This is a genomic window from Pseudomonas nitroreducens TX1 (assembly GCF_000313755.1).
Lineage (GTDB): Bacteria > Pseudomonadota > Gammaproteobacteria > Pseudomonadales > Pseudomonadaceae > Pseudomonas > Pseudomonas nitroreducens_A.
The window spans coordinates 50202-67092 of sequence record NZ_AMZB01000124.1 but is presented as its reverse complement, the minus strand read 5'-3'; the positions used below and the strand labels follow the sequence as shown (position 1 = coordinate 67092).

General features: G+C 66.6%; 14 protein-coding genes and 1 riboswitch. Of the genes, 6 read left to right on the top strand and 8 right to left on the bottom strand.

The window, feature by feature from the left end:
• Positions 1–109: 109 nt before the first annotated feature.
• The gene (locus C167_RS0121870; protein ID WP_017520440.1) at positions 110–1393 is read left to right on the top strand and encodes an acyl-CoA dehydrogenase family protein; all 1284 of its coding nucleotides are present in this window, start codon (positions 110–112) and stop codon (positions 1391–1393) included.
• Positions 1394–1541: 148 nt separating this feature from the next.
• On the top strand, positions 1542–2747 hold the full coding sequence (locus tag C167_RS0121865) for an acyl-CoA dehydrogenase family protein (RefSeq protein ID WP_017520439.1): 1206 nt from the start codon (positions 1542–1544) through the stop codon (positions 2745–2747).
• Between the two features lie 237 nt (positions 2748–2984).
• Here C167_RS0121865 and C167_RS0121860 read toward each other — a convergent pair whose 3' ends face one another.
• From C167_RS0121860 to C167_RS0121845, 4 genes are all read right to left on the bottom strand, one after another.
• Entirely contained in the window at positions 2985–3896 is a 912-nt protein-coding gene (locus C167_RS0121860; protein WP_017520438.1) for a cation transport ATPase, read from the bottom strand.
• A gap of 334 nt (positions 3897–4230) precedes the next feature.
• Positions 4231–5034 carry an aldo/keto reductase gene (locus C167_RS0121855; RefSeq protein WP_017520437.1) on the bottom strand — a complete coding sequence of 268 codons (804 nt, stop codon included), beginning with the start codon at positions 5032–5034 and terminating at the stop codon, positions 4231–4233.
• Positions 5031–6206 (bottom strand): NAD(P)/FAD-dependent oxidoreductase, encoded by a 1176-nt coding sequence (locus C167_RS0121850; protein WP_017520436.1) that lies wholly within the window; start codon positions 6204–6206, stop codon positions 5031–5033. Before C167_RS0121850 ends, C167_RS0121855 begins: the two co-directional genes overlap by 4 nt.
• Positions 6207–6285: 79 nt before the next feature.
• A complete protein-coding gene (locus C167_RS0121845; protein WP_017520435.1) occupies positions 6286–6618 on the bottom strand; it encodes a DMT family transporter in 333 nt (110 codons plus the stop codon).
• A 129-nt stretch (positions 6619–6747) separates the two neighbouring features.
• On the opposite strand from C167_RS0121845, the gene C167_RS0121840 reads away from it, so the two are divergent.
• Both C167_RS0121840 and waaA read left to right on the top strand, forming a co-directional pair.
• Positions 6748–7632: a LysR family transcriptional regulator gene (locus tag C167_RS0121840; protein ID WP_017520434.1), complete on the top strand. Its 885-nt coding sequence runs from the start codon at positions 6748–6750 to the stop codon at positions 7630–7632.
• A 153-nt stretch (positions 7633–7785) separates the two neighbouring features.
• Positions 7786–9057, top strand: a complete 1272-nt coding sequence (gene waaA, locus C167_RS0121835) for a lipid IV(A) 3-deoxy-D-manno-octulosonic acid transferase (RefSeq protein WP_026079201.1) — start codon at positions 7786–7788, stop codon at positions 9055–9057.
• Positions 9058–9462: 405 nt separating this feature from the next.
• On the opposite strand, the gene C167_RS0121830 is transcribed toward waaA, so the two are convergent.
• The 3 genes from C167_RS0121830 to C167_RS0121820 form a co-directional block, all read right to left on the bottom strand.
• Positions 9463–10056: a helix-turn-helix domain-containing protein gene (locus C167_RS0121830; protein WP_017520432.1), complete on the bottom strand. Its 594-nt coding sequence runs from the start codon at positions 10054–10056 to the stop codon at positions 9463–9465.
• 160 nt (positions 10057–10216) lie between these two features.
• The gene (locus tag C167_RS0121825; RefSeq protein WP_017520431.1) at positions 10217–12166 is read right to left on the bottom strand and encodes an FAD-dependent oxidoreductase; all 1950 of its coding nucleotides are present in this window, start codon (positions 12164–12166) and stop codon (positions 10217–10219) included.
• Between the two features lie 164 nt (positions 12167–12330).
• Complete coding sequence (locus C167_RS0121820; protein ID WP_017520430.1) at positions 12331–12681, bottom strand: AraC family ligand binding domain-containing protein; 351 nt, start codon at positions 12679–12681, stop codon at positions 12331–12333.
• Positions 12682–13014: 333 nt separating this feature from the next.
• On the opposite strand from C167_RS0121820, the gene C167_RS0121815 reads away from it, so the two are divergent.
• Both C167_RS0121815 and C167_RS0121810 read left to right on the top strand, forming a co-directional pair.
• On the top strand, positions 13015–14088 hold the full coding sequence (locus C167_RS0121815) for an ABC transporter substrate-binding protein (protein ID WP_017520429.1): 1074 nt from the start codon (positions 13015–13017) through the stop codon (positions 14086–14088).
• Positions 14089–14154: 66 nt separating this feature from the next.
• The gene (locus tag C167_RS0121810; RefSeq protein ID WP_017520428.1) at positions 14155–14943 is read left to right on the top strand and encodes a class II aldolase/adducin family protein; all 789 of its coding nucleotides are present in this window, start codon (positions 14155–14157) and stop codon (positions 14941–14943) included.
• 107 nt (positions 14944–15050) lie between these two features.
• Here C167_RS0121810 and C167_RS0121805 read toward each other — a convergent pair whose 3' ends face one another.
• On the bottom strand, positions 15051–16505 hold the full coding sequence (locus tag C167_RS0121805; protein WP_026079200.1) for a TolC family outer membrane protein: 1455 nt from the start codon (positions 16503–16505) through the stop codon (positions 15051–15053).
• A gap of 171 nt (positions 16506–16676) precedes the next feature.
• A riboswitch (TPP riboswitch) is annotated at positions 16677–16784 on the top strand.
• Positions 16785–16891: the final 107 nt, after the last annotated feature.

Here is a 16891-nt window from a genome sequence, read left to right as displayed (position 1 = left end):
TGGCGATGCACTGACCGCTCTGCCAGTGACCAGCGGCAAAGCGGTCATGGTCCCTGCGGCATTTTGCAGCGCATGATCGCGGCATCCACCCTCCGCGGAGCGAGATGCCATGACCACCGACGTGCAGGGCCGTGCCCTGGCCGTGTTGAATCGTGTCGCCCAGGCCGACTGGCCGGATCGACTCAAGCTGCGCAAGCCCTTCGAACGCCTGCTCTACAGCGGCAGCCGCACCGGCTTCCGGCTGGCCAGCGAGCGCGCCGCCAAGCAACCCAAGACCCCGCGCAAGGCTGACCCGGACGGGTTGTTCGACCTGTCCCTGTCCGATGAGCAGCAGATGCTGGTGGAGATGCTCGAAGGCTTCGCCGCCGAAGTATTGCGCCCGGCTGCCCATGAGGCCGACGCCAAGGCCAACCTCAGCCTGGAACTGCTGGCCCAGGCGCAGGAGCTGGGCCTGACCCATTACGGCGTCAGCGAAGTGCACGGCGGCATGGCCGGCGAGCGCACCGTGGTGACCAATGCCCTGATTGCCGAATCCCTCGCCCGAGGCGACCTGAGTCTGGCCGCCGCGCTGCTGGTGCCGCTGTCGGCGGCCAATTGCATTCGCCGCTGGGCCTCGCCGGAGCAACAGGCACGCTGGCTGCCGGCCTTTGTCGGTGAAGAGGCGGCGCCGCTGATTGCCATCGCGGTGACCGAGCCGCAATTGCTGGCCGATCCGCAACGCTTGTCCACCAAGGCGCGCAAGCGTGGTTCGACGTACACGCTGTCCGGCGAGAAGTGCCTGGTCGTGCGCGGCGTCGATGCGCAGAAGTTGATTGTCGCGGCGGATGCCGGCGACGGCCCGGCGCTGTTCCTGGTCGACACCCGCGCCAAAGGCGTCGAGGTGCGCGCCGAGCCGGCCATGGGCCTGAAAGCCACTGGCACGGCGCGGGTGCGCTTCAAGAGCGTGAAGGTGCCGGCCGAACAGCGGCTGGCGGCGGAGCGCTTCGACTACCAGGCCTTCCTCGATCACACCGTGCTGGCCTGGTGTGCGCTGGCCGTCGGCACGGGGCAGTCAGCACTCGATTACGTGATCACCTACTGCAACGAGCGCGAGGCCTTCGGGGAGCCGATCAGCCATCGCCAGGGCGTGGCCTTCATGGTCGCGGACATCGCCGTCGAGCTGGACGCCATGCGCCTGATGGTCTGGCGCGCCTGCGCGCTGGCTGAACGCGGGCTGGCGTTTCACCGCGAGGCCTACCTGGCGAAGCTGCTCTGCGCCGAGAAGGCGATGAAGATCGGCACCGACGCGGTGCAACTGCTCGGCGGCCATGGTTTCACCCAGGAACACCCGGCCGAGCGCTGGTACCGCGACCTGCGCGCCGTCAGTTTGATGGCCGGCGGTCTACACCTGTAACGCGGGCTCATCGCTGCTGCGCTCGCCCAGCCGGCGTTGGAAACGAACTCGGAATGCTCATTTACAACTGTAAACTCCGCTTCCTCGTCCGTTTCCGCCTTGGCTGCGCTTCGCTCGCGACGCGATGAGCTCCGCTTAGGAGCCTTCCATGTACCTCGAGACACCGAAGAAATTCCGCACCTTGCAGAACCAGGCCCGACAGGTGGCGGAGAACTACCTGCGACCGATATCGCGGAAGTACGACAAGGCCGAGCACGCCTATCCCAAGGAACTGGACCTGCTGGCCGCGTTGCTGGACGGCATGAACGCCGGCTCGCCGGACGCCGTTGGCGCCACTTCGGCCAGCAAGCGCAAGGCCGGCGCGGAGGAGGGCGTGAAGAACGGCGGCAACCTCTCCGCCTGCCTGGGTGTGATGGAAATGTGCTGGGGCGACACCGGCCTGCTGCTGGCCATGCCGCGCCAGGGCCTGGGCAATGCGGCCATCGCCGCAGTGGCCAACGAGGAGCAGCTCAAGCGCTTCTCCGGCACCTGGGCGGCCATGGCCATTACCGAACCGGGCTGCGGCTCGGACTCGGCGGCGATTCGCACCACCGCCACCCGCGATGGCGATCACTATGTGCTCAATGGCGAGAAGATCTTCGTCACCTCCGGCGCCCGCGCCGACGCGGTGGTGGTCTGGGCGACCCTGGACAAGAGCCTGGGCCGCGCGGCGATCAAGTCTTTCGTGGTGGAGAAGGGCACGCCGGGCATGACCGTCACCCGCCTGGAGAAGAAGCTCGGCATCAAGGCGTCGGACACCGCGTCCATCAGCTTCACCGACTGTCGGGTGCCGGCTGCCAACTTGCTGGGCAACGCCGAGATCGATGTGCAGAAGGGCTTTGCCGGGGTAATGGAAACCTTCGACAACACCCGTCCGCTGGTGGCCGCCATGGCCATCGGCGTGGCCAAGGCCTCGCTGGATCGCACCCGCGAACTGCTGAAGAAGGCCGGTTGCCGCTTCGATTATCGCCAGCCGTTGCTGACCGCCAGCCATGCCGAAGCCACGTTGTACCGGCTGGAAGCCGAATGGGAGGCCGCGCGCCTGCTGACCCTGAAAGCCGCCTGGATGGCAGACAACCGCCTGCCCAACTCCAAGGAGGCCTCCATCGCCAAGGCCAAGGCCGGGCGGGTGGCCAACGAGGTGACGCTCAAATGCGTCGAGCTGGCCGGCGCGCTGGGCTATGGGGAAGAGAACTTGCTGGAGAAATGGGCGCGGGATTCGAAGATTCTCGACATCTTCGAAGGCACCCAGCAGATCCAACTGCTGATCGTGGCGCGGCGGTTGCTGGGCAAGAGTTCCAGTCAGTTGAAGTGACGCAAGCACCCTGCGATATCCGTTGCCCGGCAAGAGCCCCTCTCCCTAACCCTCTCCCTGAAGGGAGAGGGGACCGTTCGGTGCAGGATGAAACCTTGGCATCAGCCGGTACGGACAGCTCCCTCTCCCTTCAGGGAGAGGGCGGGGGAGAGGGCAGAACCCCGCGCAGAGCTTCAGGATGCGGCATCTGTCCCAAACCAGCCGTCAGGCCGGAGTGATCAGATCACGTTGGCGGCCTCAGGCCGTGCGCCGCCCGCTGCCGGCATTGCCGGCGGCGGGCGGCCACTGCTCCATCCATTCGCGGAATCGGATGCGCTCTTCGCGCACCAGCCAGCCGTCCTGCTCGGCGAAACTTTCCGACAGCCACAGGCCACGGGTGCCAGCCTTGCACAGTTCGCCCTTGCTCAGGGTGTAGAGCTCGCCGCTGGGCCGGCCGTGCTCCAGCGGCAGCAGGTAGAGGTCCGGACGCCGGCGGTCAAGCCGCGCCACCAGCGGGCCGCTCTCGAGTTTCTCGTCGACATGGAACAGGCTGACTTCGCGTGCGTCCTTGGGCAGCTCCATGCGCAGGTCATAGACCAGCTGCAGCGAGGCCGTCGGCAGGTGCACATAGGCCTGCGGACGCTCCAGCAGACGCAGCGCGCCCGCCTGAACCGGACGGGCAGCGCCGGACAGCGGCGTCAGCGAGAAGTGGCTGGTCTCGCGGTAACGCAGGATGCCTTCGTAGGGGGTCGGCAGCCAGGTATCACCGAAGCGTCCGCCGAGCCAGCCGTCGGCGGTTTCCACCAGGCATTCCTCAGCCACTTCCTGGATCGCGGTGAGCAGCGGCAGGTTCAGCTCGTGGGCCGGCACGTAGCCGGAAATCAGCTTGAGCACCGTGTCGCCACGGTCCTGGCGGCGCTGGCGCACCAGGATCCAGTGATCGCGCCCCTGATAGTTCAGGGTCAGTCGCACTGACACGCCGAGGTTGGCCAGTTCAGCGTCGAAGCGCTCGGTTTCGTTGATCTCGATAGGGCGGCGCTTTTCCAGGACCTGGGCGAAGTTCAGGGGCTTGCCGAGGGTCTGGTAGGCGAGACCTTCCGCGCTGGCTTGCACCAGCAGCGGCAGGGTCTTGAAGGCGGTCGGGTCCTTGCGGGCGAGCGTACGGGGCATAGGGGCTTCCTTCTGTCACAGGGCCTTGGTCGTACTGGGCACCGGGTTGCGCGGGCGCGTGCCGGGTCAGAAAGCGGCGCCGACGCGAACGCTGACCATCTGATGGAGACAGTCCGGCCGATCATTCATTGCAGGGTCGCTACAACCTGGACAGCCTGACACCTCTCCTGGTGTCATCGAAAATCGAAAGGATTTCCGGATTTTTCCCTGAAAGGCTGGGCGATTCCGAGGCTTTTGCGTGGGAATCGCCGGCTGGCGACAGTTTCTGTGCCACCGGTTTTCTCCGGCGGAGTTGGAGCATGGCACAGGAATACGCAATCCACATGACCGCCGATCAGCGGTCGATGACCTCGGCGGCGATCTTCACGTTGTGGGCAAGGTGCAGCGGATTGATGGTGCCGACGATGGCACTGGCGACGCCGGGATGACCCAGCACCAGCTCGAAACTGGCGCGCACCGGGTCGACGCCAGGGGCGAGGGTGGCATGGCCGCTGGCCAGGGCCTTCTTGATCAGGATGCCGCGGCCATGGGCCTGGGCATAGTCGATCACCGGTTTTTCCGTCTGCTCGTTGAGGTTGTAGGTCACCATGGCGCAATCGCCGCGCTCCAGCGCGAGAAGCCCGCCATCGGCGGTCTTGCCGGAGAAGCCGAAGCCACGGATCAGCCCTTCCTTCTTCAGCTGTTCCAGGGTCGCGTAGACCTCGGTGCCGCGCAGGATGTCCAGGTCATTGCCATCGGAATGCACCAGCACCAGGTCGATGTAATCGGTCTCCAGGCGCTGCAGGCTGCGCTCCACCGAGCGACGCGTGTGGACGGCGCTGAAATCGAAGTGCGACTGGCCGTCGACGAACTCCTCGCCGGTCTTGCTGACGATCACCCACGCATCGCGCTGGCCGCGCAGCAGCGGACCGAGACGTTCCTCGCTGCGGCCATAGGCCGGCGCGGTGTCGATCAGGTTGATGCCCAGGTCGCGGGCCAGTGCGATCAGGTCGGCGGCCTCGCGGTCATCGGGGATGCGGAAGCCCTCGGGGTACTTCACGCCCTGGTCGCGGCCAAGCTTCACGGTGCCCAGGCCCAGCGGCGATACGTTCAGGCCGGTGCTGCCCAGCGGGCGATGCAGGTGATGCAGGGTCCTCATCCGAGCAGCTCCTCCCACACCGGGCGGGCCAGGGCCGGGCGCGGCAGGGCGGGCAAGGCAGCGCTCGCCTGCGGACGAATGCCGCTCTTCTCCAGGGACTCCAGCACGCGGTCGGCGAAGTTCGGCGCCAGGGCCAGCTTGGTCGGCCAGCCGACCAGCAACGCGCCGTCCTCGGCAAGGAACGCGCTGTCCGGTCGCAGCAGGTTGTTCTGCGAGGGCTCGGCACGGTCCACGCGCAGAGTGGCCCAGCGCGCGGCGGAAAGGTCGATCCAGGGCACCAGCTTGTGCAGTTCGCGTTGCGCCTCGGCGATCTGCTCGGCCTCATTGCGCGCCACGCCGCCGGCTTCGGCGATATCGCCGCCCAGGTACCAGACCCAGTCGCCATTGCTCAGCGGGTGGGTGGTGACGGTGACGCGGGGTTTCGGCCCGCCGCCCAGGCAGTGGGCGTACAGCGGTTTCAGGGTCGGCGCGGTGACCAGCACCATGTGCAGCGGACGGCGCTGCATCTCCGGGCGCTCCAGGCCCAGTTCGCGCAGCAGCGCCTCGTTGCCGGCGCCGGCACTGAGCACCACGCGCTGGGCGCGGACCTCGCGGCCATCCACGCGCAGCCCGACCAGCTTGTCGCCCTCGCGCAGCGCTTCGATGCGCTCGCCGGCCAGCAGGCTATCGCCGGCCAGCTCGGCCAGGCGGGCGATCAGGCTGGGAACGTCCAGCACCAGTTCGGTGAGGCGATAGGCCTTGCCCTTGAAGGCCTTGTCCTGCAGCGCTGGCGGCAGGTCGCTGCCTTTCACCTGGGCTACGCGGCTGCGCACCGCCTTGCTGGCGAAGAAGCTGGTGAGGTTGCCGGCCAGGCCGCCGGGGGACCACAGGTAATGGTCGTCGGAGAGCACACGTACGCCGCGCAGGTCCACTTCGCCGGTGCCAGCCAGGCAGTCGCGCCACAGCGCGGGCATGTCGGCGATGGCTTCGGAGGCGCCGGTCAGCGCGCCGTGCAGGGCGTACTTGGTACCGCCATGGATGATTCCCTGCGAGCGCATGCTCTGCACGCCGCCCAGCGCGGTGTTCTCCACCAGCACGGTGGAAAAGCCGGCGCGCCGCAGACGCGCATTGAGCCAGAGACCGGCGATGCCGCCGCCGACGATGAGGATGTCGGTGCTCAGGGATTCGGACATGAAAGCGCCTCGAAGGGGAAAACAAGGCGCGCAGTATAACCCGTTGACGCGCGGCAGCAGGCCGCGCGCCGGTGCCGCGTCAGTGACCGGCGGTGCGGGAGAACAACTGGATGACGACGACACCGCTGACGATCATGCCCATGCCGAGAATGGCCGGGGTATCGAGCTTCTGCTGGTAGAGCACCAGGGCCGCAATGCTGACCAGCACGATACCCAGGCCGGCCCAGATGGCGTAGGCGATGCCCACCGGTATGCTGCGCACTACCAGGGTAAGCATCCAGAAGGAAATGGCGTAGCCGACGATCACCAGCATCAGCGGCAGCGGCGTGGACAGGCCCTTCACCGATTTCAGCGAGGCGGTAGCGATGACTTCGGCGACGATGGCGATGGCGAGGTAGAGATAGCCGGGCATGGTGGGTGCTCCCCGGAACGACACGCCGCTCGGTATGAGCGACACGCAGCTGACGTTCGATTCTGGCGCCCATTCTAGTCCTGTTGGTGATGGGATAAAGTCATTGCCTATCTGCTATGGAGATAGGTTATGCAATGGAACCTGGACCAGTTGCGCCTGTTCGTCAGCGTCGCCGACCAGTCGTCTTTTTCCGCCGCTGCGCGGCAGCTCAAGCGCGTGCAGTCTGCAGTGAGTTCGTCCATCGCACTGCTGGAGAGCGACCTGGGCGTGACCCTGTTCGAGCGCAGCAGCGGCCGCCAGCCGGTGCTGACCGGCGAGGGCAGGGCGCTGCTCGATGAGGCTCGCGAAGTGCTGCGCCAGTGCGAGCGCCTGGAAAGCCGCGCGCTGTCCCTGGTGCGCGGCACCGAGCCTTTGTTGCGGCTGGCGCAGGACGAGGCGATGCCTTACCAGCCTGTGCTCTCCGGCCTGCAGGCGTTGGCGCAGGAGTTCCCGACGGTGGAGGTGCAGCTTTCCAGCAGTGCCCAGGGCGACGTGGCGCGCAAGCTGCTGGAGCGCCGCGCCGACCTCGGGCTGCTGTTCCACCATGAGGGCATGCCGGCAGCGCTGGAGCGGCAGCGCCTGGGCACCATCGAGATGGTTACCGTTTGCGGCGCCGGCCACGAGTTGGCCAGACTCGACTACGCGGACCGCCGCGAGCTGGCAAGGCACCGTCAGTTGCTGATGGCGCCGCAGGACAGCCACTACCCCGGCGGCGAGCAGATCAGCCCGCTGGTGTGGCGCGCCGACAGTTTCTACGCCATGGCCGAACTGCTGATGCGCGACCTCGGCTGGGCCTGGTTGCCGACCCACGTCGCCCAGTACCCGGCTTACCAGCCGCTGCTGGTGGAGCTGGCCAGCGACTGGACCCCGCCGCCGCTGGTGGTGGAGCTGGTGTGGCGCCGCGACGAGCCGCTGGGCCCGGCGGCCAACTGGTTGGGCGAGTGCTTCGCCGAGCATCTCGCTTCGCCCGTTTGATTGGCTCTTCGTGGGAGCGAGCTTGCTCGCGAACAGGATTTCCCGGCCGCTCCGACGTCAAGCGGTTCGCGAGCAAGCTCGCTCCTACAGAAACGCTGCGCCAGTCAGGATTGTGCGGCGGCCAAGCCCGCTAATTTGCTACTCTCCGCCGCCATGAACCGGACCCTCTATACCCTGCTGTTCCACCTGGGCCTGCCGCTGGTTGCGCTGCGCCTGTTCCTGCGTTCGCGCAAGGCGCCGGCCTATGCCCGGCGCGTCGGCGAGCGCTTCGCCCTTGGCCTCCCGGCGCTCAAGCCTGGCGGCATCTGGGTGCATGCGGTGTCGGTGGGCGAAAGCATCGCCGCCGCGCCGATGATCCGCGCGCTGATGCAGCGCTATCCCGGCCTGCCGATCACTGTCACCTGCATGACGCCCACAGGCTCCGAGCGTATCCGCGCGATGTTCGGCGACCAGGTGCAGCATTGTTACCTGCCCTATGACCTGCCCTGGGCGGCGTCGCGCTTTCTCGATCGCGCGCGGCCGGTGCTGGGTGTGATCATGGAAACCGAGCTGTGGCCGAACCACATCCACCAGTGCGCCAAGCGCGGCACCCCGGTGGCGCTGGCCAATGCGCGGCTGTCCGAGCGCTCGGCGCGCGGTTATGCGCGCTTCGCCGGACTGACCCGGCCGATGCTGGAAGAGATGAGCTGGATTGCCGTGCAGACCGAGGTCGAGGCCGAGCGCTTCCGCCAGCTCGGCGCCCGCCCGGACTGCGTGAGCGTGACCGGTTCGATCAAGTTCGACCTGACCATCGCCCCTGAGTTGCTGTCGCGCGCCGATGAGCTGCGCGCCCAGTGGCAGGCGCAGCAACGTCCGGTGTGGATCGCCGCCAGCACCCACGCCGGGGAGGACGAAATCATCCTCGCTGCCCACCGCCAATTGCTGAAGAAACACCCGCAGGCGCTGCTGATCCTGGTGCCGCGCCACCCGGAGCGCTTCAACCCGATGTTCGAGCTGTGCGCCCGTGAGGGTTTCCGCACCCAGCGCCGCTCCATCGATGAGCCGGTCACGGCCGATACCCAGGTGCTGCTGGGCGATACCATGGGCGAACTGCTGTTCCTCTATGCGCTGGCCGATGTCGCCTTCGTCGGCGGCAGCCTGGTGCCCAATGGCGGGCACAACCTGCTGGAACCGGCGGCGCTGGGCAAGCCGGTACTGTCCGGGCCGCACCTGTTCAACTTCTTGGAGATCGCCGCGCAACTGAGCGAGGTCGGTGCGCTGCGGGAAGTGGTCGATGCGCCTTCGCTGGCGGTGGCCGTGGCGGCGTTGTGGGACGAGCCTGCGGCTGCCAAGCGCATGGCTGAGGCCGGGTTGGGCGTGATGAAGGCCAACCAGGGCGCGCTGCAGCGGTTGCTGGATGGGTTGGGGCGGCTGATCAAGGGTTGATCGGCTTCGGAACGGGGGATTTTCCCTCTTTCCAGCCCTCTCCCTGAAGGGAGAGGGAGCTTTACGGAGTTGCCGGCTGGCTCGGTATTACGCCTGAAGCCGAACGGTCCCCTCTCCCTTCAGGGAGAGGGTTAGGGAGAGGGTAGTCTTTTCGGAGTCACTCGAGCTAGGCACAGGCACCAGACCATAAACAACGCTGCGTACACGGCTCCAATGAGCAAATGTCCCATCTCCGAGTCAATCCAAATGCACTGCCACCAGCAAATGCTCCTGCTGCGATTGCAAGGAAGAAATTTCGGAGGCGGATTTCAATGGGGCGAAACCGCAATCTGGGCAGCTATGAGCTGTCGTCGATAGTTTTCCTAAGCATTCTGGGCAAGCTTTTAGCGCCAACGTGTCCTCCTTTCAGAACGTCGGCGGCGTAATCACCCAGAGCACCACGGCATCCACATCCCCGGGGTTGCCATAGCGGTGCGGCTCCTGGCTGGAATAGCTGAAGCTGTCGCCTTCATTGAGCAGGAAATAGCGCTCGCCCACCCAGAGCTCGAAAGTGCCGCTGAGCAGGTAGCCGGCTTCCTCGCCCTCGTGGCTGTAGCTTTGTTGACTGTAGGTGCCCGGCGGGAAGCGCGAGTGGAGGATTTCCAACTGGCGGCTGGGCTGCGGGCTGAGCAGTTCGTCGACGATGCCATCCTCGTAATGCACGCTGGTACGGGCGTTGCGCCGCACCACGTAGCCGGCGTCGGCCGGGTCGACCTGCACTTCGCTGGCGAAGAACCACTGGATGGTCACGCCCAGGGCGCGGGCGATGTTGAACAGCGCGGGGATCGACGGATAGGCCAGGTTGCGTTCGAGCTGGCTGATGTAGCCGGCGGTGAGGCTGCTTTGCTCGGCCAGCTCCGCCAGGGTCATGCCGCGCCGCTTGCGCAGGCCGCGAATGCGGGTGCCGAGGAACTGCGCTTCGGCGTTGGCGGGGGCTTCCTGCGGGGCTTTGCGGCTCATGCGAAGGGGTCCTGGCGAGTGGCGTCGTGGGGCATTCTAAACAATGCGCCGGGGCTGTGGACCGATTGCTCTTCGTAGGAGCGAGCTTGCTCGCGAACGAATCTTCCGGCGACTTTGGCGCTGGGCGGTTCGCGAGCAAGCTCGCTCCTACAAAAAAGGCTCAGATCGCCCAACCCGCCTTGAGCCCTTCGTAGATCGCTTCCTCCGCCGTGCGCGGCGCCAGGCAGTCGCCGATGCGGCGGACCTCGGCGAGGTCGGCGATCTGGTCGGCCAGCTCGTCCACCGGCTGGTGGCCCTGGCAGAGCACCAGGGTGTCGATGTTTTCCACCAGCATCGGCTCGCCGCTGGCGGTGTGTTGCAGGTAGACGGTGCTGTCATCGACGCCGTACAGGCGGGCGTAAGGCGTGATGGTGATGCCCAGACGGTGCAGCTCGCCGGCCATGTGGTCGCGCACGTAGAGCGGCAGGCTCTCGCCGGCGTGGGTGCCGTTCACCGCCAGATGCACCTGGTGGCCGTCGCGCACCAGGCGCTCGGCGATGCCGGGGGCGATCCAGTCGGCGCGCCAGTCGCTGACCAGCACCGAGCGGCCGAGCTGCACTTCGCCACGCAGCACCTGCCAGGCGTCCACCACCTGCAGCTCACCGGCCTCCTCGTAGGGCGGGCGGTAGGGCTTGGCGCCGGTGGCGACGATGACCACATCGGGACGCTCCTGCTCGACCAGCGCGCGGTCGACGCGGGTGTTGCGGCGCACTTCGACGCCGGCCAGTTGCATCTCGCGCTGCAGGTTGGTGGACGCGCCGCCGAATTCGGCGCGGCGCGGCAGCAGCTGGGCGAGGTTGACCTGTCCACCGAGCTGGCCACTGGCTTCGCAGAGGGTGACCTCATGGCCGCGCTGCGCCGCGACGGCGGCAGCCTTCATGCCGGCCGGCCCGCCGCCGACCACCAGCACGCGCTTGCGCTGGATGGCCATCTGGCGTTCGGCGTAGATCAGCTCGCGGCCGGTTTCCGGGTGCTGGATGCAGGAGATCGGGTAGCCGCGGTGGAAGTGGCCGATGCAGGCCTGGTTACAGGCGATGCAGGCGCGCACGTCCTCGACGCGGCCGCTTTCGGTCTTGCTCGGCATCTGCGGATCGCAGATCAGCGCGCGGGTCATGCCGCAGACATCGGCCTGGCCGCGGGCGACGATCAGCTCGGCTTCCTGCGGCTGGTTGATGCGCCCGGTGACGAACAGCGGGATCTCCAGGTTGCGCTTGAAGGTGCCGGCTTCATTGGCCAGGTAGGCCGCTTCGATGGCCATAGGCGGGACGATGTGGATGGCGCCGCCCAGCGATGCCGAGGTGCCGGCGACGATGTGCACGTAGTCCAGCTGGTTCTGCAGGGATTTCACCGCCTGCAGCGACTCGTCCTCGGTCAGGCCTTCCGGGTCGCGCTCGTCGGCGGAGATGCGCAAGCCGACGATGAAGTCTTCGTCGGTGGCGGCGCGCACGGCGGCGATCACTTCCCGGGTGAAGCGCAGGCGGGCGTCGAGGTCGCCGTTGTAGCCGTCGCTGCGGCGGTTCACCCGCGGGTTGAGGAACTGTGCCGGCAGGTAGCCGTGGCTGGCGACCACTTCCACGCCGTCGATGCCAGCGGCGTGGAGGCGTCGCGCGGCATCGGCATAACCCTGGACGATCTCGTCGATCATCGCCTGGCTCAGCTCGCGGGGCATCACCCGGAAACGTTCGTTGGGCGAGGCGGACGGCGCATAGGCCACGGCCAGCAGGCCGTCGCTGGACTCCATGATCTCCCGGCCGGGGTGGAAGACCTGGGACAGCACCACGGTGCCTTCGGCGTGGCACGCCTCGGCGATGCGCCGGTAGCCGGGAATGCACGCGTCGTCGGTGGCCATCAGCACGTGGGAGGTGTAGCGGGCGCTGTCGTGCACGCCGGCGACCTGCAGCACGATCAGGCCGACGCCGCCCTTGGCGCGGGCGGTGTGGTAGGCCACCAACTGGTCGTTGACCAGGTTGTCGGTGGGCATCGAGGTGTCGTGCCCGGTGGACATGATGCGGTTCTTCAGCATTTTGCCGCGAATGTGCAGCGGGCTGAACAGGTGGGGAAACTGGCTCATCGGGCAACTCCGGATTCTTGTTGTAAATACAGCGCTAAACATCGACCGCGCGAGCTAGAGCGCAACAAGGCGGAGACCGGAGAGGCGGCGGAGTTTACTCCAGTAAATGAGCATGCCGAGCCGGTTTCCAACGCCGTTGCGCCGACGCGCAGCCGGTCGACTGGCTAGGCGTTGCGCGCCTGCCAGTCCACCGGGTAGAGGGCGTAGAACACGCAGGCTTTCTCACCCTCGTAGGCCAGCGGCGTGCGTTCGGGGACCCAGATCACGTCGCCCGGCCTGGCGTCGATCACCTGGTCGGCCAGGCGCAGGCGGAAGTTGCCTTCCAGTACCACGATCAGTTCGTCGTAGAGCACGGTCCACTCGATGGAGACCCCGTCGAAGCGGGCGAGGCCCGCCCCCATGGTCTCGCTGTCCGCCGGGCCGATCAGCCGGCAGATGGCGGCGCTTTCGAGGTCCTGGCCAGCGTAGGGCTGGAACTGCAGGGCGGATTGCTGGAAGTGGCGGACCTGGGACACGGCGGCTTCTCCTGAGTCGGAAAGTGTTCTTAAGTTACGCCTATGGAAATTTACCGAAAGTAAAAAATCAACTTGTTTTTTTAAAAGTGACTGAGTAGTTTCAATCCCGCTCCGGACGATTCCGGGGTCACCGCGACGTGCTCCACAACAACTACAAGAGGAGAGGCGCATGAACCGTTCCGTACGGTCCCCCCTCGCATGGCGGGCTCACCCGCTGGCAATCGATAGTTCTCTGCCCTGCCTTTCCTGCAACGTTGTTTCGGCGCGCCCGTCCAGCGTGTGCGCGGCCATCCCGGCTGCGCCCATGGCCACCTACGACTGGGGGTATGCTCGATGACTTTTCACCGCAACACCTGCCACAAACGCTCCTTCTTCAGGACCGCCGTCTCGCCGCTGCTGCTCGCCCTCGGGCTCTGCTGCGGCACCGCCCAGGCCGCCGAGAACATGGTGGTGGTCGGCTACGGCGGCGCCGGCCAGAAGGCGCAGGATGCGGCGTTTTTCCAGCCGTTCAGCAAGCAGTCCGGGGTCGGGGTGACCCAGAGCGAATACAACGGCGAAATGGCCCGTATCAAGGTGATGGCCGACACCGGCCATGCCGATTGGGACGTGGTGCAGATCGAGGGTCCGGACCTGGCCCGTGGCTGCGACGAAGGCCTGTTCGTGCCGCTGGACTGGCAGCAGATCGGCGGCAAGGACCAGCTGATCGCCAATGCCGCCAAGGACTGCGGTTCCGCCGCCCTGGTGTGGGGCGTGGCGATCGCTTATGACGCCGACAAGCTCAAGCCGGCGCCGCAGTCCTGGGCGGATTTCTGGGACGTACAGAAATTCCCCGGCAAGCGCGGTCTGCGCAAGCGCGCCATCTACAACCTCGAGTTTGCCCTGATGGCCGACGGGGTGAAGCCCGCCGATGTCTACAAGGAACTGGGCACCCAGGCCGGCGTCGACCGCGCCTTCGCCAAGCTCAACCAGATCAAGCCCTACGTGCAGTGGTGGGAAGCCGGCGCACAGCCGGCGCAGTGGCTGGCTGCCGGTGACGTGGTGATGACCACCACCTACACCGGACGTATCGCCGATGCCTACAAGGGCGGGCGCAACCTGCAACTGGTCTGGCCGGGCAGCCTGTATGGCATGGACTACTGGGCGATCATCAAGGGCTCGCAGCACGTCGATGCGGCGAAGCGCTTCATCGCCTTTGCCAACCAGCCCGATGCCCAGGTCGACTACGTGAGGCACATTGCGTATGGTCCGACCAACAAGCAGGCCGCCGAGCGCCTGCCGTCCGACCTCGCCGGCTGGGTGCCGACCTCCACGCAGAACCTGCCCCAGGGCCTGGCGATGGACGATGAGTTCTGGGTCGACCACGGGGAGGAGCTGGAAGAGCGCTTCAATGCCTGGGCTGCCCAATGACCAGAACCTGACCGTGACGCCGGGGCCCGTGCCTCGGCGTCTTCCCGCCTTGAGGAGAAGTGCACCATGACGTCGCTGCAGGCGCCCAGCCGCGCCACCTGTTCGCCCGGGGAATGGAAGCTGCGCGAGGAGCTGGCGGCCTGCTACCGCCTGATCGCGCATTACCGCATGACCGACCTGATCTTCACCCACATCTCGGTGCGCATCCCCGGTCCCGACCACCATTTCCTGATCAACCCCTATGGCCTGATGTTCGACGAGATCACCGCCTCCAGCCTGGTGAAGATCGACCTCAGCGGCCGCGCCGTGGAGCCGTCGCCCTACAAGGTCAACCCGGCCGGCTTCGTGATCCACAGCGCCATCCACGGCGCTCGCGAAGACGCGCAGTGCGTGCTGCACACCCATACCCGCGCCGGCTGCGCGGTGGCGGCGCAGGCTTGCGGGCTGCTGCCGCTGAACCAGATATCCCTGGAGTTCTACGGGCGCATCGGCTACCACGACTACGAAGGCATCGCCCTGTCGATGGACGAGCAGGAGCGCCTGGTGCGCGACCTCGGCGATCACTTCGGCCTGATGCTGCGCAACCACGGCCTGCTGACCGTAGGACAGACGGTGCAGCAGGCGTTCCTGCGCATGTACTACCTGGAGAAGGCCTGCGACATCCAGCTGGCGGCCCAGGCGGGCGGCGAGCTGGTGATCCCGCCGCAGGAGGTGTGCCGCCATACCGAGCAACAATTCAACGCCCCGGCGCGGCCGCTGGCGGAAGGCGAGTTGAGCGACCCGGATGGCTACGACCTGGCGTGGAGTGCGCTTCTGCGGATGCTGGACCGGGTATCGCCGGGATATCGCGACTGAGCCACGGGGAAGGTCTGGCGTTGGTGTTGGACGATCGGGTTCGCTTCGCCGAGCTATCGACATGAGCAAAAAAGCCCCGCATCGCGGGGCTTTTTCATGGGGCCGGATCAGTACTGGGGCTTGGACTTGAGCTGCGCCTCGGCGGCCTTGGCCAGGTCCGGCGGCAGGAAATCCTTGTCCGGGTTGTAGTCCGGCTTCAGGTAGGCGCCCAGTGCCTCCAAGTCGCTCGGCGCGAGGGTGCCGGCGGTCTGCTTGAGGCTCAGGTTGTCGAGTATGTAATCGTAGCGGGTGTTGTTGTAGTCGCGCACCGAGTTGTACAGCGAACGCTGGGCGTCCAGTACGTCGACGATGTTGCGGGTACCCACCTGGTAACCGATCTCGGTGGCTTCCAGCGAGCTCTGGTTGGAGATGATCGCCTGGCGACGCGCCTTCACCTGTTCGACGTCGGTGTTCACCGCGCGGTGCTGGTTGCGGGCGTCCTGCACCACCTGGCGGCGCTGGCTTTCGCGCAGCTGCTCGCTCTGGTTCAGGCGCTGGTAGGCCTCACGGACCTGGGAACTGGTCAGGCCGCCGCTGTAGATCGGTACGTTCAGCTGCAGGCCGATGCTGGTCTGGTCGACGTACTTGCCGTAGTGCGGCTCGCCCGGCTGCCCGGTGTTGGCGAAGCCCAGGGCATCGTTGTCGCCCTTCTGGTACTGGGCCACGGCGTCCACGGTCGGCAGGTGGCCGGCCTTGCGCTGGCGCAGGGTTTCTTCGGCGGCGTCGACCGCGTAGTTGCTGGCCTGCAGGCGCAGGTTCTGCTGGACCGAGGTGTCCACCCAGGCCTTGGCGTCGTTGGGGACCGGCGCGACGACCGGCAACGAGTGGAGGATGCCCTCGATGGAGCTGTACTCGCGGTTGGTCAGGGTCACCAGGGCCTGGAAGGCGTCATCCACCTGCTGTTCGGCCACCAGGCGGTTGGCCCGCGCGGTGTCGTAGCTGGCCTGGGATTCGAGCACGTCGGTCTTGTCGGAGAGGCCGACGTCGAAGCGTTCGTTGGACTGGTCGAGCTGGCGCTTGAACGCCGCTTCCTCGGCCTTGCTGGCGGCCAGGTTGTCCTGGGCACGCAATACGCCGAAGTAGGTCTGGGCGGTCTGCAGGATCAACTGCTGTTGGGTTGCGGAGAATTCCAACTGGGCCTGTTCGGTGGTGTTTTCCGCGGCCTTGAGCTGGAACCAGCGGTCCGCGCGGAACAGCGGCTGGCTCAGGCTCGCCTGGACCAGCTGGGTGTTGCGGTTCAGCGTAGCGCTGGGGGTGTCCAGCGAAGTGCGGGTGCTGCCCGTGCTGGCGCCCGCATTGATCTGCGGCAGCAGGCCGGAACGTGCCTGGGGCACGGCTTCCTTGCGCGCCAGGAAGTCGGCCTGGGCGGCGGCGAGGTCGGCGTTGTTGTCGACGGCATCTTTATAGACGCTGATAAGGTCCGTCTTGGAGGGCAGCATTGGAGCGGCCGGAGCGGGCTGGGCAGCCCAGGCAAAGCCTGTCGTTGCGGCTACAGCGACAGCCAGAGAGAGTCTGCGCAGCATTCGTTCATCCTGGAAAGTGATGCGAGGTGGAGCAAGGCTACGGTTGCCGCCGATGGCGGTCAAGGCACGTTCGTACGAGCCCTTCGAGGCAGGAGTGTAGCTGTGTGTAGGTAATTGCGCGTTTCGGCCGGACGGCGTTGGCTAATCCGCGCGCACTTGATTAGACTGCGGACGTTCTTGTCGGGGTGCCCCATTGCGAGGGGCTGAGATCGGATAGTTCCGGATCCCGTTGAACCTGATCGGGTTAAGACCCGCGTAGGGAACAAGAAGTACGCATCCCGCGGCGCATTCCGCCCCGGCCCCAGCCCTTCCCGGGGTGCGTCCCTTCGCTGCGGCAAGCAGCTCCTCTCGTCCCAGGTTCTCCCCGGCAATCACCCCAGGAGAGC

Excerpts from the sequence above, each read along its gene's own strand:
- C167_RS0121870 (WP_017520440.1), top strand. The coding sequence starts at position 110 with ATGACCACCGACGTGCAGGGCCGTGCCCTGGCCGTGTTGAATCGTGTC.
- C167_RS0121865 (WP_017520439.1), top strand. The coding sequence starts at position 1,542 with ATGTACCTCGAGACACCGAAGAAATTCCGCACCTTGCAGAACCAGGCC.
- C167_RS0121860 (WP_017520438.1), bottom strand. The coding sequence starts at position 3,896 with ATGCCCCGTACGCTCGCCCGCAAGGACCCGACCGCCTTCAAGACCCTG.
- C167_RS0121855 (WP_017520437.1), bottom strand. The coding sequence starts at position 5,034 with ATGAGGACCCTGCATCACCTGCATCGCCCGCTGGGCAGCACCGGCCTG.
- C167_RS0121850 (WP_017520436.1), bottom strand. The coding sequence starts at position 6,206 with ATGTCCGAATCCCTGAGCACCGACATCCTCATCGTCGGCGGCGGCATC.
- C167_RS0121845 (WP_017520435.1), bottom strand. The coding sequence starts at position 6,618 with ATGCCCGGCTATCTCTACCTCGCCATCGCCATCGTCGCCGAAGTCATC.
- C167_RS0121840 (WP_017520434.1), top strand. The coding sequence starts at position 6,748 with ATGCAATGGAACCTGGACCAGTTGCGCCTGTTCGTCAGCGTCGCCGAC.
- waaA (WP_026079201.1), top strand. The coding sequence starts at position 7,786 with ATGAACCGGACCCTCTATACCCTGCTGTTCCACCTGGGCCTGCCGCTG.
- C167_RS0121830 (WP_017520432.1), bottom strand. The coding sequence starts at position 10,056 with ATGAGCCGCAAAGCCCCGCAGGAAGCCCCCGCCAACGCCGAAGCGCAG.
- C167_RS0121825 (WP_017520431.1), bottom strand. The coding sequence starts at position 12,166 with ATGAGCCAGTTTCCCCACCTGTTCAGCCCGCTGCACATTCGCGGCAAA.
- C167_RS0121815 (WP_017520429.1), top strand. The coding sequence starts at position 13,015 with ATGACTTTTCACCGCAACACCTGCCACAAACGCTCCTTCTTCAGGACC.
- C167_RS0121810 (WP_017520428.1), top strand. The coding sequence starts at position 14,155 with ATGACGTCGCTGCAGGCGCCCAGCCGCGCCACCTGTTCGCCCGGGGAA.
- C167_RS0121805 (WP_026079200.1), bottom strand. The coding sequence starts at position 16,505 with ATGCTGCGCAGACTCTCTCTGGCTGTCGCTGTAGCCGCAACGACAGGC.